Raw genomic sequence first — 21,181 nt, forward strand, 5'->3', positions numbered from 1 at the left:
AGCGGGTTGTGGGTGTTCGTTGAGTTGTTTACTTCGCCCCTGATGTCAGCCCCATTCCCTCATGGCCTGCTCCAGGGTGATCGCCGGACGCTCTGCATGCGGCATGAAGTCGTACAGATCAGCCTCGCCCCCGTTCGCCCGATTTACCTGCAATGCAACCAAGGCGCCGGACAGCTCAATCCGGCGCATCGGGTTGAGCGAACCATGCTTGTCCCTGTACGCCGACCAGGCCAACACCTCTGAATAGGTGATGTTGGCCTTCGCCTCGGCGATCGTTCGCCCGCCAATGCCGTTGAGCACCAGCTCGTGCATCAGCTCATCGGCAGGGGTCAGCTCTTTACCGGGTTGTTGACCTCGTTCACAGCGGTCATGAGCGCGAAACCCAATGCAGGGTCGAGGTTCACCGCGTCACTGAATGGCAATTCTTCCGTGCCCTCTTCGCCCAGCATGATGCTGAGCGACAGATAACGTGCGTTTTGGGACTTCGCGGCTTCACCGCCGGAGAACATGCCTTCCATGTTGCCAAAGGTATGGCGGCGCACATGCACCTTGAATTTGTCGGTGACTTCCTTGCCCTTGGCGTCGAGGTGCTTCCACTCAACTTCCTTTTTTACGAGAATGTCAGCGACCACACCGCCTTTCTTCTTGAGTTCTGCCAGATTCATGATTTTTCCTTACGCGGCCGGAGCAGTGGATTTGCGAACCCAGACAGAGCCGCCAGAGCGCTGGATGGTGGCAGCCGTCTTGACGACGGTGTTGCCCGCGAAGTCGAACGGGAAGTCAGAGACATAGCCGTCAATAAGGAACCAAGTGCGAGTTTCGGGGAGCACGAAATCGTCACCCGCTGCGTTCACGGTTGGCGCCGCAGTACCATCAGCCCAGCCCACAGCCCATGCTGTGCTTTCTACCGAATCATCTTCGGAGAGCTGCTGCATACGGATATGCGAAGCGTTTTTTGGATCGGCATCCACCGAGAATGTGGCCTGACCCGGCGTGCGCAGCCCGCGCATGTAGCGACGAGTCTTGTCACTGAGGCAAGTAACCTCGATCTGATCCGCAGGGTTTCCGCCGGGACTGAACGCGGTGATGCAATCAACTTCGAGGACTTCGAGTTTCGTCGGATCTAAGACGGTCGGCACCAATGCGTAGAGCTGGGTGCCTTGAGTAAGAACGGCCATTGTGTTCTCCAAATGACGGGCATAAAAAAACCCGCTCAAGGCGGGCTATGGTTTTCAAACAGGGTTTACCGGTGAACCATCCAGTCCACGTCGAAGCTGCTGCGGTAGGACTTCGTTACCGGGTCGCGTGACTCCGCGCCCCAACGGGTGATGTAAGCGGTCAGCTCAATAGCGTCTCGTATGGCTTCCGTGACTGCTCGAGCAGATGAGCCCGATTCGCCGTAAACGTCGACCTGCAGCGCGTAACCGTCCACCGTGGGACGGCCAGAAAGGTAGTTTTCAGGGTTGCCGCCGATGACCTGCCAGACCGCATAGGGCTTGGCAACGCCTTCGGGGGCCTCGCCAAACGGATAAAGCCTGGTGGGTGACGTGCCCAGCAGCGCCTGCACCTCCGGATCAACGGCGCACACCGCAAATATCGGCGCGGCCATCAGATGCCACCCAGTGCGGCGTCAATCTCTTTCATCAGCTCGCTGGCAAACTTGTCGGTGACGTTTTGAACGTTCGACTGGAAGGCCGGGCGCATGAAAGGCACTGCCGGTGTGTGCTCAGTGCCAAACTCGATGTAACGCCAGTGGCGGGTGTCGCCGCCAGGGTTGCCTGCCGCTTCCTTGCTGTGCTGATTGCTGCCAGCACCACCGCGGACGCCGACACGCATGACCACGCCACCTTCCTGCCTGGATCGTTTCGCAGATTCCTGCGTGGCGATGTTCTTCCAGACCTTTTCGGCCGTCTTCGGATCATCCAGCGCTTTGGCATTGGCCTTGGCGGCGTCACGCACGATGTTCATCGCGCGCCGGGCAGCCTTGCGAAGCCCAGAGCGCTGCAACTTGCCCGGCAGCGTCTTCATCTTCTGCACCACGCCCTCCAGGCCCCGCATGTCGACACTTGTCTGGCTAGCCATTGAGCACCCCCTTTGAAACCAGAATGGTCAGATACTCCAGCCCCGAAACCGTGTCAGGCAGTGGCTGGCCCTTGATGCTGTAAACCTCTCCCCGGAATAGAATCCGCATCGTCGGTAGTACGCCTGCGCGGTATCGAATGACGATCCGCGCCGAGGCATCCGACTGGGCAGCCTGAGCCGCGATCAGATCACGACTGCTGAGCGGTTCAACCGAAGCCGGCACTTTGTCCCAGATCGTGATCCATCCCGTGGTTTCTTCACCGGTTACCGGGTTTTGCCCGGCGCCCAGTGACTGGAAAGCAATCCGATGCCTCAGTTTTCCAGCGTTCATCAGAACCTCTTTCTGTACATGAGCAGCCGGTCGACAGCCAAAGGCACGGTAGTCAGGCCAGTGCCAACCGCCTCACGGTTCGCGTACCAGTGCCCGACCAGCAGCAAAACGGCCTGCCTGATGTCTTTGGTGAATCCCATCTGTTCAGGAAGCACGGGATCACCCTCAACCAGCACGCGGTCGCAGTGCTGCTCAACATGCGACAACGCCCCGTCGACATACCCCTGAATCAGGTCATCCTCGGCGTCGTGATCAACGCGCAGGTGGGCTTTCACCAGGGATAGATCGATCATTTATTTGTTCTCTTCCGGCTTGGCCTGTTTCGATTCTTTGGCCTTGGTGGTTTTCGGCTTGCCATCATCACCCAGCTCCTGAACCAGGCCCTTGCCGATCAGGGTATGTCCGTATTCGCTGTCGACGTCATCGAACACGTCGCCGCGTTTGACCCTGCCTGAATCAGCCTTCAGCAGCGCTGCGTTACCAACAAAACTCCAAACTGCTCTGATTTTCATGTTGCCTCCGAAAACAAAAAAGGCCGGCTGAGCGCCGACCTTGGATGAGCGTGGATTGAATTAACTGGCCGTTGGGAGATTGCCCTTGACCAGTGCTTCCCGGCGACGCACGCCGAGACCCAGACGCTCCTCGACCAGCATTGCGATCTCGTTGCGAATGAACTGATCGTTGATCAGGCCCATTTTGAACTGGAAGGTCATGCGGTCGAACAGGGTTGTCGATCGGGCGAAGTTGGCTACCAGGAACTCGCCGCCCGCGTCCGCATCGCCTTCTTCCATTGCGTCAGACGTGATGACCGGGCGACCCCACAGGATCGGAGTCACCAGGCCTTGCAGGTTGGCGAACAGATAGCGGTTGTCCGCATCCTTCTGCAACTCGATGTTCATCCAGTCGAGTTCGGTCATGACAATGCCGTCAGCAGACATTTTCGACTGCTTGCGAACTTGGTAGATCGCGCGGCGGACCAGGTCAATCGCGGTGTCACCAGTCTTGCTCAGAGCCGCGTTGTAGGTGGTCGCCTGGGTCATCAGGCCGTTCAGGTTCTCGCCAGTGCCGTCACCTTTGAGGATTTGGCCCTCTTCCTCCAGCTTCAGGTCGTAGCGCAGCAGCTGCTGGATGTAGGCGAACATCTGAGGTACGTCGGAGAGCACTTCGTCCGTCGCAGGCATCCACACCGCGATCTTCTTGACACGATCAGTTTCGGTGGTGAATGTCACATTGCTGGTTGGCTTCAAGCCACCTTCGGCCACCGGCGCAGCACCGCGAGTGTGTACGTTCTCGCGGAAGTAGGTGTAAGCCTGCCCGGAAACCGGAATGGTGGTGAGCAGGTCGCGAATGCGCAGTTCCTGCCGGATACCCTGCTGGATAACCGGGTCGTAAATCGGGGCTACCAGACCGGCACTGGCCAGCTTCATTTCTTTCATGCCGGCCAGGTCGGACTTGGTGACCTCGATCGTGGCCGAATTCACGCTTTTCTGTTGCAGGCCCTTGTAGTCGTCGTGGCCACCGACCATATCAATGAAGGATTTGCCTTCGCCTGGCTGGCCGCGCAGTTTGACGCCCTTCTGCTCGAGATCCTGAACCTGATCGATGACTTTTTGCAGCTCATCCTTCTGTTTCTGGATCTGAGATTTCATCTCCGTGGTGACGGTATTGCCTTTTTGTAGCTCTTCGGCAACCGCGTCGTATTTTTTCTGCAGTCCACCGAAACCCTCTTTAAGCTGGGCTTCGAGGGAGTTTTTTACTTCAAGTACATCGGTCATGGCGACACCTTAAAAAATTGGTCAAAAGTGGTGGATAGTGATTTCAGCCCTTCCACGATCGCCGTGGCCTCATTGCCGCCATCACGGCGCAGTGCGGGGTAGCCGAGTGAAGCGACTGCTGCCGCCTCTTTCTGAGAAAGCCCCATGCGTTCACGCAGGGCATTCTCGAATAGTCGAATGTCAGATTTAACAGTGAGCACCTGCGCCTCGGGGTTCATGCCAAATGGCACGAACGACGCCTCCCACAGCTCGGCTTCTTTGATGATGCGAACCCGGCGTCCCGCTCGCTCTTCAAAGTCAGCCTTGATGGTGTTGAAGCCGATGGACATGCTGTCCAGGATTTCGGACTTCATCAGTTCATAGGCGTCGCGCGCGTAGCTCACCGCCAGATTCACCTTGCCCTTGAGCAGCAAGCCGTGATCGTCCTGGGTGTAATCGGCAGCGCCAACCAGGCGGGTCAGGTCGTGATACAGCGCCAGCTTCAGTTTGCCGCCGCGCGTCGTTTTCACTTTGGTAAACGCACCTGGCAGGATTACGTCGTCGCCCAAGTCAACGTTGTTGAAAACAGCGGCGTAGCCTTCAAAGTTGCCTGCTTCGTCCACTGCCTTGAGTTCAAACGGGACTTCAAGTTTTGACATTTGTTTGCATCTCCCACCGGGTTATCCGGTTGTATTCATCGCCATCCAAGAGCGTTTCGTTTTCCTTTTCACGAACTTCGTTGATCGTCATCCAGCCAGATCCGCCGGAGCCGCCCAAAGCGGCCTGGTAATAGGCGGCGCGCCCTGCGCTGTCGGCACGCAACAATCCCTCAACGGTGAATTCAACAAATCGGGAATATTTTCGGTACACCTTGTCGTTGAATTCGTCTTCAACGACATCGATGTAGGGCTTCAATCCGAAAGTGATGAAGCCGGTGAGCTGCTGCTCAAGGTTCGAGCCCATGATTGAGGTTTTGCCGGCCCTGTTGGCCAGCCAGAGAGGTACGCCGTAGATGCCCGCCAGCGCTTCTTCTTGAAACTGCTGAGACTCAATGAACTGGGCGTCTTTCTGGCTGAGGCCAGCCGGTACGATCTTCGGATTGCCCTGCAGAATGGCAACCTTGCCTATGTCATCCGCATCGGCCTTTCGCACATCCGGAAACTTCGACATGATCTGGGTTTCCTGCTGTTTGTTCAGGAAGCCCTCGTAGATCACGTACCCGCCGGTGAATCCGCCTTTGCGCATGAAGCGAGACGACCACTGCTGACCGGCCTTGGCCAGACCCATCGTCTCTGCTTGATATTCAATCGGTGAAAGCCCAACGATCCCGTCCAGGCTGAAAAGCTTGAAGTGCAGCATGTTTTCTGGCGACACCGGGAAGCGGTCGCCATTCTTTGGCGTGACCCAGTAGACGAGATCGTCATCCGTGTCGATCGTGACGGTGTTGCAGTCCAGCGGTACGAACCCGACAGGGTCGCCGTTGCGGTTCCGCTCGATCAATGCAAACGCATTACCCCTCAACGCCATGTTCACCACGACGAACTTGAGGAAGTTCAGCAGCGTCATGTAGGGATTCGGCTTGCGCAAGAGCTTAAGCGCGCGATCAGTGCCCGGAATCAGCTTCCGGCCTTTCTCGCTGTCCTCATACAGCTTCAAGGGCAGCCCGCTCAACGACTCAGAGAGGATCTTCACGCATGACCACACCATGCTGATCGAAAGCGCGGTGGTGGTGGTCACCGTAACGCCGGCTTTGGTTTTCTTGCCGCCGACCTCCATGTCGACTTCGACGTAATTGCCGGTCGTTGGGTCGGTATAGCCAAGGAATCCCCACGATCGGGGGTTGTACCAACGAAATGCCATGTTCAGCCTACTAGTCCGAAAAATCCGTTATTGAGGTAGTCGTCAAGGCCGCCTTTAGCCTCTGGATTGAGGGAAAGCAGCGAAACGGCGTTGAACGTGGCCATGAGCGGGTCAATTTTCGCGGTGCCCGACGCCTGTTTGGTGATCAAAAAGGCGTTCGCGGACGGCACGCCCTTGGCATTGCCACAAGCCCAAGCCATAAGCGGCTGCCCGCAATGCAGGAACGCGCCCTCGGCCAGCTTGCGCTCGGTCGTTTTAATCGCGCCCGTGAGCTTCCAGCCTTGAGAGATGCCGATGATTTGCTCTTCGCTGATACCAACATCCGACAGCGCGTCGAGCACCGCGCCGATTCCGGCCGGGTCGAGACCCACCTTGTCGAGCAGTCCGGCATCGTTGATCCGCTGGACAATGACGGCCAGCGCTGCGACGTCATCGCCTATCTTCTGCACCAGCGTCAGGTCGCCGATAGCGGCCAAATCCTGAATCCGTGGGGCCTCAGATTTACGGCGCGTGAGCACCGACGGGTGAGCGTAGGCATGAGCCCAGTGCAGCCAGTCACGCGAGTCACGAACCCGCCCCATTACGGCCAGCCCGAGCAAGTCGTCGAGGCCACCACCATCAACGCCAACGACGATCACCTCGCAGCGCTCAATGAGGCTGTCAAGCGTAAGGCCGGGCTCTGCCTGAGGTTCCCAGAAGTCCGCACCAACCCAGCTGTCGGACATCAGCGCCAGGCCGATCTCGATGTTCAGGAACTTGGCGAGAAACCCACGAATCTCTGCTTCGCCGTCTATTTCGGCCTGCATGTACAGCCTTTCAAGGCTTGCCCTGTCCACCGAGTAACCCATGTTCGGGTTCACCAGGTGGAAGTTCTCGGGCAGCCGAGCCTCCCCGCTCTTGATCATCTCCGGCGGAAACTCGTAAATCACCGGCAGGAAGCGAGGGTCGTGAATCTTTCCTTCTCGAACGCCGCGCGCGTAGCTCAGCTTCGACTTGAATATCCCAGCTGGCGGCTCGTTCGATTGAGTCGTCAACCAAATGATGAAGCCTTCAGGTCGCGACAGCAGACCACCCGTTGCCTCGCGGATCATGTCCGGAGCCTTGGGGTTCTTCCCAAACAGCCAGGCTTCGTCGATCAGAACGCCAACCGCTTTTTTCCCGCCGACGACGTCGCTGTCCGCCGCAACGACCTTTAGAGTCGCGCCAGTTTCGCGGTGCGTGATCAGCCTCATGTGGGGTTGAACATGCATGAGCGCATTCAACTCTTCGTCATGCTTGATCATCGAAGCCGCAGGCTTGAACGAGTTGTCAGCAATTTCTTTGGTCGGCGCGAGGATGATGAACTCAGCCTCAAGCCGCCAGTTACGCACCAGCGCCGTGAGCATGATCGCGGCGGCAATCGTCGATTTCGAATTCTTCTTGGGAATGCAGAGAAAATACTCGCTGATCAGGCGCTGGCCGGTTTCGCTGTTGTAGCTGCCGAAAATCGCTCCAGCGAACGCCAGCACCCAGGGCGCACAAGCCGTTTCCATCGTCGGACTGCCGGGCGCGTCCACAATCTTTAGCGACCGGAATACCTCAAGGCCTTCCTCAGCTTCAGCAGGAAAAAGCGGTTCCGGAATGATTGATTCGCGCGCAGAGAGACGTCTCCACCAGTCAGGACAGGCAGTGGTCCACAGCATTGATCACCTCTTTACGACTGAAAGCGGCGGTTTGCCAGCTGAGAACCGGCCTCTACTGGCCTCTTTTGATGCTTCGGCTTTCTGCTCCTTTTTGCCCGCCTCGCCCCTTTTGCCATGCACATACGGGACGGCTGTCTGGGCAGCGTTACGGCGGTCGAAAATCTTCGCCCTGGGCTCGTTCATCAGCGCCAGCAGCCAGACAAGCGGGTCCTCGGTGTCGGGCAGGCAGTCAAGGTACTCCCCGCCCTGCTCCGGGCCTTCCTCTGGATCGCCACCCGCTTCGGAGGCGCGCTGATGATTACGATCAGGATTAACATCCCCCGCCTGCGCCCTCGCCAAGATCGCTGCCTTGATTTTCGGGTCATTCGCCCATCGGGAACCGGCAGCGGATGCCGTAGAGGCCTTACAACCTGCGGCCTCGGCTGCTTCTTTGTTGGACGCACCTCGGGCCTTGGCGTCAACAAACCGTTGTTGTTTGTCTGTTAACACCATTAACAAAAACCTTAGGGTCGGGAAAAAAAGTACGGATGGGAGGGGGAGTGGTCTTCCGTATGACGAAAGCCAAGATTTTTACCCCCCCCTAGCACGTCATTGGCGTGCTGCACCGTTATAGCGCATGTAGCACGTCACTGCCGCACAAGAGGAGCTTTGTGGTTGTAGCACGTCAGTAGCGCACATCTGGATACTTGGCTTGTAGCACGCCAGTGCCACCAATCAGCGAAACCCCTGAGCCTCCTCTGCCTGCTTGACAGATGAGTGGCAAGGGCCACATAGGGACATCCAGTTAGAACGGTCCCAGAACAGCGTCATATCGCCTCTGTGCGGTATCACGTGGTCGACTGTGTTAGCGGCTGTCACCCTGCCTTTCCTGTCGCAGTAGACGCACAGTGGGTTTGCGTCGAGGTGAACCAAGCGTGCCTTCTGCCACTTGGAGTCGTACCCACGCTGGGCAGCTGTAGTCTTGCCTGCTCGCCATGAGTTCGTGTTGATCGTTTGCAGCCTGTCCGGAAGCTTCTGCATCGTGCTCTTGAGAGTCTTCAGCCTACCCATCAGGGATAACCAGTGATGGGTGCGCCGCTCATGTAGTGCGTGGGCTCGGCGTCCGGGTCTTCCGACTCACTGTCTGCAAGCGCTTCAATCAGCGTCACCTGCTGCTCTGCCATCCGGTGTAGCAGATCGGTCTGGCTCTGTAGCAGCTGGGTCTGCTTCACCTGCTCGGCCAGGATCTGGCTTAGCAAGGAGTTGCTGTGCTCGTTCATATGCCACCTTCGTCCACTTCTTGAACCACTCGCGACGGGCGTCGCATCCACTACAGGCCATCGTCGTCTGCTCCTTTGCTGTTCAGCGCACGTCTACCGCATCGAGCAAGCACCATGTCTTGGCACCGATGGACGGCTGTGCAGAACTCCTGCTGATCCATTAGATGCTCAACAGGGAGCGCCAGGTAGGCGTTCCAGGCATCACCGAGTAGCCGTGCCACTCTGGCTTCGGCTTCAGTAAGGCCGCTCACCTGACCCGCTCGCCTGGCTCCAGATGGAGCGCTTCGTCCAACGGGACATTGGCACAGCCCTTAGTAACCAGGCATCCGCCGCCGGATGCGTACCAGCGGTCCTCGGCAGCCAGTGCCGTGATGGTGGGCACTTCGCGTGGATAGACTTCAATGGTCGCCTTCCAAAGGCCGCCCGCCTCTGCACGCAGGGTGACGCCGGCAACACCGCTCAACTCGCTGCCATCAGAAAGAATTACCTTGGTGCCTTGGGCTAGGTGCGGGCCGTTCGGGTTCGACTGAGGACCAGGAATGATCGTGGCCACCTTCAGTGTCTTGGTGTCGGTCATGCGTTACTCCACTGTGCAGCGCGACCAGATCGACCGGGCAAAGGCAAGCGCACCTGCTTGATCGAGGGCGCACTCCAGAAGGATCATCGGGAATGGCTTGTGGCCGGGTGTCGTGACCATCCAGTTCTTTTTCACTTCGGGGTGTGCAGGCGCTGCTTAAGCTCGTAACCCATGAGCGGCCAGATCTTCTGCTCAGCGTTCTGTCGGGCAATCTTGCGGCCGATCTCGGCGTCGAAGTTTTCCGGGCTGGCGCATGCAGATTCACCAGTGACCGTGAAGCCGTTCTTTAGCCTCAGCACACAGAACGTCAGAAGAGCAAGCTCGCCATGGGCACCGGTGAGACGGGTCACCTCATCCTGCTGCGCGAACGCCGTCTGAACACCATCGGCGGCGGTGAAGTAATACTCGCCGTCGATGTTGGCTTGCAGGTCGGCCGGAGTGATACGCGGTGCCGTTTTGCCTTTGGCCTGAATCTCTTTCTCGATTGCTTGGTCGTTCATGCTCTTCTCCAATGCAAAAGCCCCGGCGTATGCCAGGGCTGTCGGTGTTCGCGCCACGAAATGGCAGTGTCTGATTTTGTGGCGCGTCAGGCCAGCGAATAGAGCAGAAGGCCGGCAGCCGCAAGGAATGCCAAGCCGAGGTAGCCCAGTGCGGATACCGCTTTCGATGAATTGGTTTTAGATCCCATGATCGTTGCCTCAGTGACTGCCATTTATGGCGGGTGAATGGAATGGGGTTGTCTACTTGCTCTGGCTGCGCTGGATCTGTGCGTCGACCTGGTCTGCGCACGTATCCAGCAGCTTGATGGCCTGGTCCTTCAGTTCCCACACATCGCCGTTCAGCCGCAGATCGGCTTCATCAGCGTTGATGCGTTCGCAGGGGATCAGCTCAGGGGGTTCTAGCCTTACTGCTGTTGTCTTTACCAGCACCGGCTGCGGACTTGCCGCGCAAGCCGTCAGGCAAAGGCTGAGAAGCCCAATCACGAACCGGCTTGCTGTTGCGCTTGAGGTCTTCAAAGTCTTTCCTCGCCTGTTTGGCTTTGTCTTCACTGGCCTTGATCCGCTGGTTCAAGTCCTTCAGATAGGCAGTGTTGCGCTGGGCTTCTGCCCGCAGCGTGGTGATGGTGGCTTGGCTTTCGGTGTTGGCGGCAATGGCGTCGTTCTTGCTCTTTGTCTCCAGCTGCATGGCGCCACTGAGTGCGACGACGCGGTACTGCTGGATGCCAACGAGCAACAAGCCCACTAGCGCAATGATGATTGCAGCGGCGATAGCCTTCATGTGATGTCCACCTTGCGGCCAATGAATCGGGCGACTAACTCGCGAATGGCCGTTACACCGAGAAAACCAATCGTTCCACCCGCCGCTACCGACAGGCTGGGCGGCCAGGTCATCCACTCGATCAGGCTGGAAGCGACCAGGCTCAGACAGCCGCAGATCAGCGACTCGAGCAGGATCCGGCGCTTACTGGTTTCTTTGGCGTCGTTAAGAATGCGCAGTAAAGAGACGACGATGGCCATGATCACGCCCTGCCATAGTGGATTCGAAAGGGCCATCCAGAGCTTGGCCCAGGTGTCTGGCTTGTCGGGCATAGTGCGCATCCGGTCTTGGCCCTTGCGGGATCTATAAACGAAAAAGGCCCGCCGATATGGCGAGCCTTTGAAATGGGTGCAGATGGCCGGAGCTGATCCCGGCATTCGGGTTGATGGAGTTGCACCATAGTCCAGAGGGGCTCCGATTTCCCCAGGGCAAAGCCCGTGACCTTTGCGCATCAGCCTGCGCATTCATCTGCATAAAGCAAAAAACCCAACACTCGGCCGGGCTTTTGATTAAGGTGCCGCGCTGGAACAGCTGAACACCGTGCTATAAAAACAGGTGTTTATCAGGCCTGAAAGAACTTTTTACGCAGCCTCGGAAATATCTCCCAAAGCACCATCAATCCACGCCACTCCCTGCCGGATGATTTCGCGCGCGGATCGCTCCGACATCTTGTGATGCTCGGCAATCCGGACCATCGTCCATTTGGAGCCGAAGTACCACCAGATGAAATCCCCCATCTGCTGGTTGCGCGTAATCAACCTTGCGATAGTGGCGTCCACAAGCATTGCCGTGTCATCGGTGATCACATAAGTCGTTGCGCTCGGCTCCGGGCAGCACTGGTTCTTCAACGCAGCCAGCGGGGAGACGTAGCGCGGCACGCCCATGCCAGACATCCGCCAGGAGCCCCAGTTTTCCAGCAGGTATTCGGTGTCGCCCAGGGGCTTATCGACGTATGTACGCTTTTTCATGCTGCCTTCCTCGGATCTGGTTCATTCATGCCGAAGAGTTCTTTCAGCAGTTTGGTGGCTATGGCGCTTTTGGCGTTGCCTTCAGCAATCCATGCGCGGGCGAAGGTTTCGAAGCCTGCGCTCGCCCGAGAGGCGTGCCAGTCGGCCACGATATCCATCAGCGCGGCCGAGGCCATCCGGCCGTTGTTGGCTTCGAGCAACTGGCGGTTGCCGATCTTGAGGAATTTGCATTCCACTGCCGTCAGGCTCTTGCGCGGCAGTGCCGCTGTAACATTGCTCATGACTGGCTACCCCGATTGAAACGATTGGCGAATGACGAGCGGCCCATTTCGACCTCCTCGTCTGTTGCGCGTGGATTTCCGGCGAAGTCCACAAAGCGGACAAACTGCCCCTGCTGCTGAACCATGCACGACCCGGTTTTGGCGTGGCGGCACTTGCCCACGATCAATTCAACCACGCCGTTCTGGCCTTCCTCGCTGTCCATATCCCGGTGAACGAGGATCACGACGTCAGCGTCAGCCTCGATCTGACCAGAGTCACGCAGGTCGCTCGGGCGTGGCTTCTTGTCAGTGCGGTTGGTTGATCCACGGTTGAGCTGCGCCAGCACGATCACCGGAATGTTCAGCTCTTTGGCCATGTTCTTCAGCGCAGTGGATATCTTGCCCAGCTCGAGCGTTCGGTTCTGCCCGCTACCTTCAGCGGCGATCAGGCCGATGTAGTCCACCACCACGATGTCAAGGCCCTCTTTGCGCTGCACCTGCCTGGCTGTTGACCGAATCCGGGCAGCAGTCATGCCTTCCTCATCGCAGACGAACAGGCGGGAGTTCGCCAACACGTTCACGGCGCTAGTGATCTTCGGCCAGTCTTCGTCCTGGAGCGTATGCCCCTCATCAAGACGCGTCAGGCTTACACCGCCCACGGACGCAATGCCGCGCGTTACCAGCTCTTCCTTGGTCATTTCCATCGAGACGATGAGACCGACGCCTTTGTCGAAGCATGCAATATGCTGGGCGATCTGCACGCCCAGCGTTGTTTTGCCTGAGCCCGGCAGGCCGGCGATCACGATCATGTTTTTGTTGCGCAGACCACGGATTAGGTCGTCCAGATCCTTTAGGCCGCTTGAGTGCCCGAGCTGTTTTGCGCCGTTGAATCGACTGTCGATGCCATCGATTACGGGGGTCAGAACCTCGCTGTACTTGTAATAATCCTTCCGGTCGGGTGCGCCCAGGTCGCGCAGATCCGCTGTTGCCTGCTGGGCCAGCGCGATGATGTCGGCGACCGGCAAGCTTTCGCTGGCCGAATCCTTGATCACTTCCGCGACCTCAACCACCCGGCGCAGCGCGGAACGCTCCAGCACGATGCGCTGATATCCGGCCCAGTTCGCGGTGCTGGGAATGTTTCTGGCTATCTCTGACGCATAGGCCAGGGTTCGCGCGCCGCTGGGCAACTCCGGATGCTCGACGCCCACCGTCACCACATCGATCATTTGACCGGCTGCGTGCGTGTCGATGATTGCCTGATACAGCGCGGCGTTGTCGTCATAGGCGAAGTCGGCCGTCGTGATCCGGGCGGTGATGGCGTCGAACAGTGAAGCGTCCAGCAGTAATGCGCCCAGAATCCCGTGCTCAGCCTCAAGGCTGTAAAGTTCGCGGCTCATGCTGCACCTCGCGCCGACGGCCAGCGGAACACGCACACCAGCCCGCCACGGTCACGCAGGCGATCCACTGCACGGTCGCCCATGCTCAGCTTCAGGTCGGTGATGCTCAGATTGCTGATGACTATCGTCGGCTTGAGCTGCTCGTATCGTCCGTTGATCACCTCGAACAGAACCTGCCGCTCGAAGTCGGTGCCGTTCTGCAAGCCCACTTCATCGATCACCAGCAAGTGCGGGCGGATCAGATCGGCATAGACCTGTGCTTCGGTTTTCGTTGGCGAGCCGAACGTTTCCTTGACGCTACGGATGATCGTCCCGGCCGTGGTGTAGCGCCCAGTCGCGCCTTGGGAACCGAAATACCGGATGACCTGCTGCAGGATGCCCGTGGCGAGGTGCGTCTTTCCGGTTCCCACCTGACCGAGCAGCATCATGCAACGCCCGGCATCGTAGTTCTCCGCGAAACGCTCCACGTAGTCCCTGGCGACGTTCCAGGCGCGAGCCTTGGCATCGTCACTCCCGGCGACCCAGTTTTCAAGGGTGGCCTGCTGGAAGCGGACAGGGATGCACGTATCAAGCAGCTGTGCGTTCAGCAAGCGATCCCTGTGAAGCAGCACGCCGCCAGCGCGGACGCTGATGTCAGTTGAATGGCGATTATCGAACTCGCAGCGCGGGCAGCCGTACCAGATCGGGTCTGCGCCGAACTGCTCAACCAGCGCATTGGTGTACTGGCCGTGGATCGAGCAAACGCCTGGGCGGCTGTCGACGGTGTAGCGGGCCTGGCTCATTGGTCACCTCCAGAAATCCGGTAGTTGCCATTGCCGTCCAGCTCCAGCCCGTCGGTGTGGTCAACCTGATCGAGCTGGGTGTGACGAGATGGCTTTCCGTTCTTGGCGCTGGTTCCTGGCAGGACAGACTCGGGGGACACGTCGCTCCAGCTGCTGGCGGTGGACTTATCCAGCACCGCGTCTGGGTCGGCATGGTTTGCCAGCTTAGCGGCGATCATTTCGCAAGCACGAAGCGTCAGTGGTGCCCGTTTGGTTTTCCGCATATCGCAGAAGTCAGTCCAGGCTCTTTCCGATGCATTAGCAGGCTTCACCGCTGTAGGGTCGAACTTTGGACTCTTCCCCTTTCCAGCACCCGAAGGGTTTTCAGTACTTACTGGAGTTTTCAGTACTTGCTTACCTTCAATACTTACTAGTGTCGGATTTGCCGTATGCGGTCCAGCCGGAAGCGGCTCAGCCGGATACGGTAAATCCGTAAGCGGTGACTCAGACACAAAATAGGTCACTTCGCCCAGCACTCCAGCCCCGGAACGAGGCTGTTCACGTCGGACATATCCGGCGTTGATGAGCTCGTCGAGCAAGCCATAGATACCATCACGACCCGTTGGCTTCGCAGACCCGGCGGTCTCACCGCGCAGGTGGGCGGGTGAGACCTTCCAGTGATCAGGCTTGCCGAGTAGGAACACCAAAACACCACGAGCTGCCCAGCTCAATCGCCGGTCCTCGCTGATGCTCTTGCTCAACAGGTAGAAATTCCCCTCTGGGCGAGGGGCGCGGATGATGCTCATTGCAGCGTCTCCCCTGGCTTGCGGGCTATCTGTGCGGCCATCGCCTCCAGTGATCCACCGGAGAGGCGCAGCACAAGCTGGCGAAGCGCGGTTGTGACGTTGATCGCCTCCACAGCAAGCGTGGCACCGATTTGCGCGTTGTTTGCAGCAAGCGTCGCGTTTGTGCCCAGGCGGATCTGCTCGGCAGAGTTGAATGCCTTGCATGCCAGTGCCATATCACTTAGCTCGCTGTATACCTCAGGGGGCGTAGGCGCAACGAACGAGCCAGCTACTGGAATGTGCATATCTGGCGGTTGCTCACCTGCCAGCAGGCACCGACTCTCCACCTCTCGGTGATCGTCTGAAACCTTCTGGGCGTCTCCGCCGGTACGGCGCTCGAACAGGACCTTGAGCGCCCAGTACGCGCCGACCAGATCAATGTAGCTGTCGTCACGCTCTTCGATTTTGCCACCGTCATGAATGAACTCGACTGCATCTTGAACGCTCTGGAAACACTTGAGCAGCAGCGCGACATCAGTGAATCGTTCGAAGAATTCCTGATTAATCGTGTCTGCTGAGGTGAGCTTTGGGAAAAGGTTGATTACATTGCTCACAGCGCACGCTCCAGGCGCTGGATCAGCGTGCGCATCTTGCATTTGGTACTGGTGGTCAGATAGCGCGCCGCAAGCCAGCGCTGGAAAGCAGCATCGGTGAAGCGCAATACACCGCTGAACCGGTCATCCTCGGGGTCTATGCGCTTGCGTGGCTCATCGGGGTACGGATGCCCGTATGCGGTGAAGTAGGTCTTGTACAGAGCATTCAACTCACGACGCAGGCTGTTGCGCTGCGTCTCGGCCTGCTGGTAGTTCACAGCGGCCTCGGCGATCTGCCCCATGAGTTCGTCGTAGGTAATTTTCTTGCTCACAGGGGCTTCTCCGGATTGAATTTCTCGTAAAAAAACTGCCCATCCCACGTCTTTTTCATGGGCAGTTTCAAGGCCATGTAGAGGTCGAACAGCTTCTTGGTGCCTTCCTCTAGCATCACTGGCGCGTAACGAATGAACGCAGTGACGCCCTCTCCACTGACCTTGACTGGCTTCTCGGTGAGCCACTGTTTCGACCGGGCGATGCTGTACACCCGGTACTTCGGTGAGTGCTCCGGGTCTTTCTCTGTGTTGTAGATCCACCGCAAATCCAGCAGCACGGCGTTGATCTGCTGGCTGTTGACGCCATTGAGGCGCTTCGCGAACTGGGTCGGCGTCTCGCCCGGCATGAAGAGGTTTTCAAGTGCCTCGATCTTCTTGGCCTGCTGCTGGTTTTCGATTGCCAGCACGGCCTTTTCTTCGGCGAGGTCAGCGGCAAGGCGCAGAGCTGCCGGAAGATCCTGGGGTAGCATCGGCGCAGATGGCGTACGAAAGTAGTTACTGACCAGCTGGCGCTGGACTGTCCAGGCCAGATCATCAGTCAGAGACTTGACGAGCATCAGGTAGCCCTGCTCGGTCAGGACGATCAGGCCGCGATTAGGGATATCAGTCTCTAAACCGCGAATTTCGCTGTTTTGAGCGCGGGAAATGATGAAGTAGTCAGAACCCTCCAGCAGCCGATTGCGATGCTCCCGAAAATTGCGCCCGGCGGTGTCATCTGGCCGCTGATGCACCTGATCGATCATTGCGAGCGTGACAACGCGCTGGCCGCGATACTCAACGATGGGAACCGGTGTGTTGTTGATGTTGATCGGGCTCATTGCGAGGCCTCCGCTTTCTTCTTCCGCGCAGCAACTTCAATCGCAGCCATGAGCGAAGCATCGTCACGCTGCAGCGCTTCGTTGGCTGACTGCATAAACGACCGATGCGGAATGGCGTCGAGGCTGCTACCCAACCGGCACGCAGAAGCCTCAACCCACGTTGAAAGCTCGCTGAAGAACCCGACACGCTGACCGCTAACAGAATCCTTCTCCTCCTTGGTGACCGGGTTTCTGTTCTCAAGCGAATGCAGCATTCCTGTTAGGTGTGTGCTGATCAAAGCAAGCGGGTTGCCCTGCTCATCGCGGACATATTTTAGGTACATGCGGAACACGAGCTTTCCAACATCGATGCCAGCGAAGTATCCGCCCGACAGGGGCACGTCCCAGCTGGAGTGATGCTTGCTGTGATCGCGGCCCACAAAGGGTAGGCGGTCCCATGCGCTTGCCTGCTCTGGCTTCTCGCGCAGACCTATCTGCTTGCGTTTCGGGACACGGCGCGGTGATTTGGGAATTACAGCTTTCATTGGACTTCACCGTTCGCGCCACAATCCAGAGGCATGTCGTTTCGTGGCGCGCGCTTGTCGTCCAGTGTTGCCCACTTGCCAACGGCAAGATCGATCACGTCCTTGCCCGAAGCCGCGTCAAAACGGTTCAGATGACCACTGAACCCCAGAAGCGCCCAACTTGTTGCGCTGCAGTCCTTCGCCCAGGCGTCATAATCCAGGTGGTCGCCGACATCTTTCTTGTCAGCACACCACTCCGGAAGCTGGCTGGCGAGACGCATTTCATTCAGGTACGTCCACCAGCGGGACGCATGCTTTCTTTCGGCGATCAGAAGGTCTGCGATAAACCGCTTCTGTTCGGCGGTAAACGTGATTTCCGAAGACGCTTGCGCTACTGGGGACGTGGTGGTATTTTTTGCGTGCATTGGTTCGTTCTCCAAGAACGAGAAGTTTCGAAACACTCCTTGCCGGGAGTGGTTAAAGGGCCCGCCTACGAAGCGGGCTTTTTGTTGCCTGGCGTTTGGGTTAGCCAGACAGCAAAAATTTTGATTGGCAGGAGGTCACGGGGAGGCCTGCGCAGTACTGGATACGCATACAGAGCCATCAGGCCCACGTGCGGAGATCAAGAATTCAGCGGATGATTCACCTACTTTGTGGCGAGCTTCGAGTTGAGCAATAAGCTCACAGAGCGAAGACGCTCGGATGGCGCCATCGGTGACGGCCTCGGCAAGCAGTGCCTTTTCGGGGCTAACCTTTTGCGATCCTGACAGCCAATAAGAAACCGTAGCCTGCGAGACACCCAGGGCCTCCCCAGTCTTCGCTTGGCTGCCGAAAAAATTAATTAGTTCGCTGATTTTTTTAGCCATGAAGGCGGCCTCTGATAAGTCCTTTTATAGACTGCACAGAAGAATACTTATTTGCAACACTATAAGCTAATTTATAGGATGAGCGGATGAACCTATCAGAACGAATCAAGCTCGCGCGCAAAGAAGCCCATCTGACTCAGTCCGAGTTGGCAGAGAAGGTCGGCATCGCTCAGACCGCAATCAGTCAGCTTGAATCCGGGAAGACTTTGCGGTCCTCGTATTTGCTTCAAATCGCTCAGGAGTGCGGGGTAAATAGCTTGTGGCTCCAAACCGGCGAAGGGGATATCCACACCCTGGAAGATCCCAAGGATCTTTGGGCGGCGGCTCTTGAGGAGCTCGTTAATGGGGAGCATGAGGATGACGCACCGCTCAATAACGCTGTCCGGAAAAGGATCGAAGCCCTTCAGGCGGTCAGTAAATTCGCTCCCTCTAACTCACTTCTCACATCGGAAATTCCGTACCTGATTGAGCTTGACGATCCTGATGATCCCAGCAGGACAGCTGTCGAGATCAGCGCAACCGCACGGCTTGACCTTAACAACGAGATTCTAGAGAAACAGGGCGTGGGAGCTGAACACGTCGTTGCAGTAGCTATCTCGGGAAACTCAATGAGTCCGGTATTGCATGACGGCAGCACTGTCCTTGCAAATATGAACGAAAGTTTGGTTGTGGACGGAAAGATGTACGTTATCGACCACGGAGGCCAGATCAGGGTGAAGGCACTTTATCGACTCCCTGGTGGCGGAATTCGGGTTCGAAGCTACAACACAGCAGAGCACCCTGACGAAACGTACACAGCGCGTGAAATGGAAGATTCTCGGATTCGCATAATGGGGCGTGTTTTCTGGGGAGCCTCTTTTTACTAGGTAATTCGCCAACCATCCAAGCCCGGCATGCCGGGTTTTTTTGTGCCTGACATCCGGGAAAAAGCAAACTGATAAAAATTATTCAAAAACCGCTTGCCCACTTCTATAAATCTGCTTATATTTTGCCTGTCACCAACGCACACGGCAGAGAGAAGGTACGTAAGATGATCAAATTTAAAGGACTCCAAGGCACCAAGGGTGTGTTGGCCGATCAAGAGTTGCGCACTGCTTTGGCGATATGCTCTGGTCTTGCAAACAAGGAAGTAGCCAGAGCACTGGAGTGTGCGCCGGGCACCGTGAAAAAGACTGTTGAGCGAATTTTTTTCAAGCTTGGCGTATCAAGTCGCGCCGCGTTGGTTGCCGAAGCGTTCCGCCGCGGCCTGATCAGCTTCGCTTATACAGCCCCGGCCAGCCCAGATCCGCACCATCGCAATAACAAAGACCAGCACGCAGGCGTTCTCATCGCATGATCTGAGCAGCGGCGTGCCCATCTCGCAGTTGGGCAGTCCAGTGTTCAGGCTCGATCTGACGCATTAACACAAACCTGATTTTGCGAAAGCCAACGATCGCGGCAGGCCCTCGGCTTGCCTGGAGAAAGTGAAATGAAGCAGGCACCACTGATTAACACGCTGAACGTGAACATTTCCGTCGAAGGGATATCCCCTGTCGCGGCCGGCCTTATACGCGGTTTTCTGGCAAGCGGAACAACCCGGCCAGAGCCGGCGAAGGATGCGCACTCGGAAACACTGGAAGCGCCAGAGATAGGCGCGTATTGGGCTGGCCAGGGCGGCATCTACGGCGGCGTGCGCCAGTATCCCGAAGGGCTGTGCCATGTGATCTACGCGCAAGAGGATGCCGGGAATTTCAAATGGGGTCCGAGCGGCACTGAAACTGGTGCGACGAGCAGGTTCGATGGACGCACCAATACCCAGGCACTGCTTACTCTGAACGCTGGTTTTCCTGCAGCTTTCTATGCGAGTCAGTACACGGCAGACGGTCAAAGCGACTTCTACCTGCCCTCCGCCGCTGAGCTGAATCACGGTTGGGCATACCTTTCCGACCGCTTTGAAGAGGGCTGCTACTGGTCGAGCACGCAGCGCTCCGCCTACAACGCATTCTTTCAGTACTTCGATGATGGCAGTCAGTACAACCGCGCCAAGATCAGCGAGCTCCGCGTCCGCCCCGTCCGCAGATTCATTCGCTGATTCATTAATTGCTTTGGGCGCGCAGCGCCTGCAAGGAGCCACCATGCTGTGTCTAACCCGTCGCTTCGGCGAATCAATAATCATCGGTAACGACATCAAAATCACCGTGATCAGTGGCCGCGACGGCCAGATCCGCCTGGGCATCGATGCTCCGGCCGAGCTGGCCGTCGACCGTTCCGAAGTCCGTACTGCCAAGTTGGCCAACCCTCGCACCGGGAGTGATCGCCATGAAACGGTATGAAGGTGGTAGCCGCGGCGCAGACAAATTCGTCGTACGCCTCCCGGACGACATGCGCAGCGAGGTCGAGCGTGCAGCGGCATCAAGCGACACCAGTATGAACACAGTCGTGATCCGCGCCCTTCGCCTTTACCTGCATGGCCAAGAGCAACAAGCGCTGTTGCTTGATGCGCTGGCCAAGGCGGCTCAGGAGGCGGCAAAGGCCAATCAGGAGCATCAGGCATGAGCACTCTAAGCCAAGGCACCCAGGTCCAACTGCGCACCGAGTTCGAAAGCCTGGGCGAGCGTCTGATCCGGTTCGGTCAGGCGCTTCAAGACCCGGCCACCACAGTTGGCCAACTCACCGGTCTGGCCAACTCCTGCGGTATCGCACTCAAGCTGCGCACCGTAGCTGAATCGGGGGCGCGAGATGATGAAGGCTGACGCGTCAGTTTCACCCGCAGTTCCAAACCTGACGCGGCAGGAGTAGCAGCCAATGCGCTACATGACCATCAGGAAATTCGCCAGCGAGTCTGGCTACAGCGAGGACGCTATCCGCTCGAAAATCCGTGATGGAATTTGGCGGTTTGGCGAAATCTGGTACAGAGCTCCGGACGACTGGAAAGGCTCGAAGCTGAGAGCAGCCAAAGATATCGAATACCAAAAGGAGAAGTGGGCGGACGAGCAAAAGCGCACCACTGAACGTAATGCCTGGGTGCGTGACCTTCGCGCCAGCCTCTAACCCCTT

The 21,181-nt window shown here is 57.7% G+C and carries 38 protein-coding genes; 7 read left to right on the forward strand and 31 right to left on the reverse strand.

What is annotated here, in order from left to right; genetic code table 11:
* Positions 1–45: 45 nt before the first annotated feature.
* The 31 genes from ABJ99_RS10885 to ABJ99_RS11040 all read right to left on the reverse strand — a co-directional run bounded on the left by ABJ99_RS10885 (position 46) and on the right by ABJ99_RS11040 (position 18,145).
* Entirely contained in the window at positions 46–312 is a 267-nt protein-coding gene (locus ABJ99_RS10885) for a phage tail assembly protein T (RefSeq protein ID WP_054085843.1), read from the reverse strand.
* A gap of 17 nt (positions 313–329) precedes the next feature.
* On the reverse strand, positions 330–665 hold the full coding sequence (locus ABJ99_RS10890) for a phage tail assembly chaperone family protein, TAC (protein WP_054085844.1): 336 nt from the start codon (positions 663–665) through the stop codon (positions 330–332).
* A 9-nt stretch (positions 666–674) separates the two neighbouring features.
* Positions 675–1,178, reverse strand: a complete 504-nt coding sequence (locus ABJ99_RS10895; protein ID WP_054085845.1) for a phage tail tube protein — start codon at positions 1,176–1,178, stop codon at positions 675–677.
* A gap of 65 nt (positions 1,179–1,243) precedes the next feature.
* The gene (locus tag ABJ99_RS10900; protein WP_054085846.1) at positions 1,244–1,609 is read right to left on the reverse strand and encodes a DUF3168 domain-containing protein; all 366 of its coding nucleotides are present in this window, start codon (positions 1,607–1,609) and stop codon (positions 1,244–1,246) included.
* Complete coding sequence (locus ABJ99_RS10905) at positions 1,609–2,082, reverse strand: HK97-gp10 family putative phage morphogenesis protein (RefSeq protein WP_017700721.1); 474 nt, start codon at positions 2,080–2,082, stop codon at positions 1,609–1,611. The genes ABJ99_RS10900 and ABJ99_RS10905 overlap by 1 nt, the downstream gene beginning before the upstream one ends.
* On the reverse strand, positions 2,075–2,413 hold the full coding sequence (locus ABJ99_RS10910) for a phage head closure protein (protein WP_054085847.1): 339 nt from the start codon (positions 2,411–2,413) through the stop codon (positions 2,075–2,077). The genes ABJ99_RS10905 and ABJ99_RS10910 overlap by 8 nt, the downstream gene beginning before the upstream one ends.
* Positions 2,413–2,706 (reverse strand): head-tail connector protein, encoded by a 294-nt coding sequence (locus ABJ99_RS10915; RefSeq protein ID WP_054085848.1) that lies wholly within the window; start codon positions 2,704–2,706, stop codon positions 2,413–2,415. Before ABJ99_RS10915 ends, ABJ99_RS10910 begins: the two co-directional genes overlap by 1 nt.
* Complete coding sequence (locus ABJ99_RS10920; RefSeq protein WP_054085849.1) at positions 2,707–2,925, reverse strand: hypothetical protein; 219 nt, start codon at positions 2,923–2,925, stop codon at positions 2,707–2,709.
* Positions 2,926–2,985: 60 nt separating this feature from the next.
* Positions 2,986–4,188, reverse strand: coding sequence for a phage major capsid protein (locus ABJ99_RS10925; RefSeq protein ID WP_054085850.1), 1,203 nt, complete (start codon positions 4,186–4,188; stop codon positions 2,986–2,988).
* Positions 4,185–4,826: an HK97 family phage prohead protease gene (locus ABJ99_RS10930; protein ID WP_054085851.1), complete on the reverse strand. Its 642-nt coding sequence runs from the start codon at positions 4,824–4,826 to the stop codon at positions 4,185–4,187. Before ABJ99_RS10930 ends, ABJ99_RS10925 begins: the two co-directional genes overlap by 4 nt.
* Entirely contained in the window at positions 4,813–6,027 is a 1,215-nt protein-coding gene (locus ABJ99_RS10935) for a phage portal protein (protein ID WP_054085852.1), read from the reverse strand. Before ABJ99_RS10935 ends, ABJ99_RS10930 begins: the two co-directional genes overlap by 14 nt.
* 2 nt (positions 6,028–6,029) lie before the next feature.
* Entirely contained in the window at positions 6,030–7,709 is a 1,680-nt protein-coding gene (locus tag ABJ99_RS10940) for a terminase large subunit (protein WP_054085853.1), read from the reverse strand.
* Between the two features lie 3 nt (positions 7,710–7,712).
* On the reverse strand, positions 7,713–8,201 hold the full coding sequence (locus ABJ99_RS10945) for a terminase small subunit (RefSeq protein WP_054085854.1): 489 nt from the start codon (positions 8,199–8,201) through the stop codon (positions 7,713–7,715).
* 222 nt (positions 8,202–8,423) lie between these two features.
* Positions 8,424–8,759: an HNH endonuclease gene (locus tag ABJ99_RS10950; protein WP_054085855.1), complete on the reverse strand. Its 336-nt coding sequence runs from the start codon at positions 8,757–8,759 to the stop codon at positions 8,424–8,426.
* Positions 8,759–8,968 (reverse strand): hypothetical protein, encoded by a 210-nt coding sequence (locus tag ABJ99_RS10955; RefSeq protein ID WP_054085856.1) that lies wholly within the window; start codon positions 8,966–8,968, stop codon positions 8,759–8,761. The genes ABJ99_RS10950 and ABJ99_RS10955 overlap by 1 nt, the downstream gene beginning before the upstream one ends.
* Positions 8,969–9,215: 247 nt before the next feature.
* Entirely contained in the window at positions 9,216–9,545 is a 330-nt protein-coding gene (locus tag ABJ99_RS10965) for a hypothetical protein (RefSeq protein WP_054085858.1), read from the reverse strand.
* Between the two features lie 131 nt (positions 9,546–9,676).
* Complete coding sequence (locus ABJ99_RS10970) at positions 9,677–10,045, reverse strand: Gp49 family protein (protein WP_054085859.1); 369 nt, start codon at positions 10,043–10,045, stop codon at positions 9,677–9,679.
* A gap of 240 nt (positions 10,046–10,285) precedes the next feature.
* On the reverse strand, positions 10,286–10,474 hold the full coding sequence (locus ABJ99_RS29085) for a hypothetical protein (RefSeq protein ID WP_050585968.1): 189 nt from the start codon (positions 10,472–10,474) through the stop codon (positions 10,286–10,288).
* Entirely contained in the window at positions 10,434–10,823 is a 390-nt protein-coding gene (locus tag ABJ99_RS10975) for a hypothetical protein (RefSeq protein WP_054085860.1), read from the reverse strand. Before ABJ99_RS10975 ends, ABJ99_RS29085 begins: the two co-directional genes overlap by 41 nt.
* The gene (locus ABJ99_RS10980) at positions 10,820–11,143 is read right to left on the reverse strand and encodes a phage holin, lambda family (RefSeq protein ID WP_054085861.1); all 324 of its coding nucleotides are present in this window, start codon (positions 11,141–11,143) and stop codon (positions 10,820–10,822) included. Before ABJ99_RS10980 ends, ABJ99_RS10975 begins: the two co-directional genes overlap by 4 nt.
* Before the next feature lie 300 nt (positions 11,144–11,443).
* Positions 11,444–11,830, reverse strand: a complete 387-nt coding sequence (locus ABJ99_RS10985) for an antiterminator Q family protein (RefSeq protein WP_054085862.1) — start codon at positions 11,828–11,830, stop codon at positions 11,444–11,446.
* Positions 11,827–12,111, reverse strand: a complete 285-nt coding sequence (locus ABJ99_RS10990; RefSeq protein ID WP_054085863.1) for a hypothetical protein — start codon at positions 12,109–12,111, stop codon at positions 11,827–11,829. Before ABJ99_RS10990 ends, ABJ99_RS10985 begins: the two co-directional genes overlap by 4 nt.
* Positions 12,108–13,487, reverse strand: a complete 1,380-nt coding sequence (locus ABJ99_RS10995; RefSeq protein ID WP_054085864.1) for a replicative DNA helicase — start codon at positions 13,485–13,487, stop codon at positions 12,108–12,110. The genes ABJ99_RS10990 and ABJ99_RS10995 overlap by 4 nt, the downstream gene beginning before the upstream one ends.
* Positions 13,484–14,269: an ATP-binding protein gene (locus tag ABJ99_RS11000; RefSeq protein ID WP_054085865.1), complete on the reverse strand. Its 786-nt coding sequence runs from the start codon at positions 14,267–14,269 to the stop codon at positions 13,484–13,486. Before ABJ99_RS11000 ends, ABJ99_RS10995 begins: the two co-directional genes overlap by 4 nt.
* Positions 14,266–15,054, reverse strand: coding sequence for a hypothetical protein (locus ABJ99_RS29090; protein ID WP_230081009.1), 789 nt, complete (start codon positions 15,052–15,054; stop codon positions 14,266–14,268). Before ABJ99_RS29090 ends, ABJ99_RS11000 begins: the two co-directional genes overlap by 4 nt.
* On the reverse strand, positions 15,051–15,647 hold the full coding sequence (locus ABJ99_RS11015; protein WP_054085866.1) for a hypothetical protein: 597 nt from the start codon (positions 15,645–15,647) through the stop codon (positions 15,051–15,053). Before ABJ99_RS11015 ends, ABJ99_RS29090 begins: the two co-directional genes overlap by 4 nt.
* The gene (locus tag ABJ99_RS11020; protein WP_054085867.1) at positions 15,644–15,958 is read right to left on the reverse strand and encodes a hypothetical protein; all 315 of its coding nucleotides are present in this window, start codon (positions 15,956–15,958) and stop codon (positions 15,644–15,646) included. The genes ABJ99_RS11015 and ABJ99_RS11020 overlap by 4 nt, the downstream gene beginning before the upstream one ends.
* Complete coding sequence (locus tag ABJ99_RS11025) at positions 15,955–16,776, reverse strand: ORF6N domain-containing protein (RefSeq protein WP_054085868.1); 822 nt, start codon at positions 16,774–16,776, stop codon at positions 15,955–15,957. The genes ABJ99_RS11020 and ABJ99_RS11025 overlap by 4 nt, the downstream gene beginning before the upstream one ends.
* Entirely contained in the window at positions 16,773–17,300 is a 528-nt protein-coding gene (locus ABJ99_RS11030) for a hypothetical protein (RefSeq protein ID WP_054085869.1), read from the reverse strand. The genes ABJ99_RS11025 and ABJ99_RS11030 overlap by 4 nt, the downstream gene beginning before the upstream one ends.
* Positions 17,297–17,704: a hypothetical protein gene (locus ABJ99_RS11035; protein ID WP_054085870.1), complete on the reverse strand. Its 408-nt coding sequence runs from the start codon at positions 17,702–17,704 to the stop codon at positions 17,297–17,299. The genes ABJ99_RS11030 and ABJ99_RS11035 overlap by 4 nt, the downstream gene beginning before the upstream one ends.
* Positions 17,705–17,839: 135 nt before the next feature.
* Positions 17,840–18,145 (reverse strand): transcriptional regulator, encoded by a 306-nt coding sequence (locus ABJ99_RS11040; RefSeq protein WP_054085871.1) that lies wholly within the window; start codon positions 18,143–18,145, stop codon positions 17,840–17,842.
* Between the two features lie 86 nt (positions 18,146–18,231).
* On the opposite strand from ABJ99_RS11040, the gene ABJ99_RS11045 reads away from it, so the two are divergent.
* The 7 genes from ABJ99_RS11045 to ABJ99_RS29095 all read left to right on the forward strand — a co-directional run bounded on the left by ABJ99_RS11045 (position 18,232) and on the right by ABJ99_RS29095 (position 21,175).
* Entirely contained in the window at positions 18,232–19,011 is a 780-nt protein-coding gene (locus tag ABJ99_RS11045; RefSeq protein WP_054085872.1) for an XRE family transcriptional regulator, read from the forward strand.
* Between the two features lie 164 nt (positions 19,012–19,175).
* Positions 19,176–19,481, forward strand: a complete 306-nt coding sequence (locus ABJ99_RS11050; RefSeq protein ID WP_054085873.1) for a response regulator transcription factor — start codon at positions 19,176–19,178, stop codon at positions 19,479–19,481.
* A 132-nt stretch (positions 19,482–19,613) separates the two neighbouring features.
* A complete protein-coding gene (locus tag ABJ99_RS11055) occupies positions 19,614–20,216 on the forward strand; it encodes an Lcl C-terminal domain-containing protein (protein ID WP_054085874.1) in 603 nt (200 codons plus the stop codon).
* A gap of 43 nt (positions 20,217–20,259) precedes the next feature.
* The gene (locus ABJ99_RS11060) at positions 20,260–20,457 is read left to right on the forward strand and encodes a carbon storage regulator (RefSeq protein WP_054085875.1); all 198 of its coding nucleotides are present in this window, start codon (positions 20,260–20,262) and stop codon (positions 20,455–20,457) included.
* Positions 20,444–20,680, forward strand: coding sequence for an Arc family DNA-binding protein (locus ABJ99_RS11065; RefSeq protein WP_054085876.1), 237 nt, complete (start codon positions 20,444–20,446; stop codon positions 20,678–20,680). Before ABJ99_RS11060 ends, ABJ99_RS11065 begins: the two co-directional genes overlap by 14 nt.
* A complete protein-coding gene (locus ABJ99_RS11070) occupies positions 20,677–20,877 on the forward strand; it encodes a hypothetical protein (RefSeq protein WP_054085877.1) in 201 nt (66 codons plus the stop codon). Before ABJ99_RS11065 ends, ABJ99_RS11070 begins: the two co-directional genes overlap by 4 nt.
* Before the next feature lie 52 nt (positions 20,878–20,929).
* Positions 20,930–21,175 carry a hypothetical protein gene (locus ABJ99_RS29095; protein WP_230081010.1) on the forward strand — a complete coding sequence of 82 codons (246 nt, stop codon included), beginning with the start codon at positions 20,930–20,932 and terminating at the stop codon, positions 21,173–21,175.
* The last annotated feature ends 6 nt before the right edge of the window (positions 21,176–21,181 follow it).

Source organism: Pseudomonas syringae pv. cilantro, assembly GCF_001293775.1.
Lineage (GTDB): Bacteria > Pseudomonadota > Gammaproteobacteria > Pseudomonadales > Pseudomonadaceae > Aquipseudomonas > Aquipseudomonas syringae_P.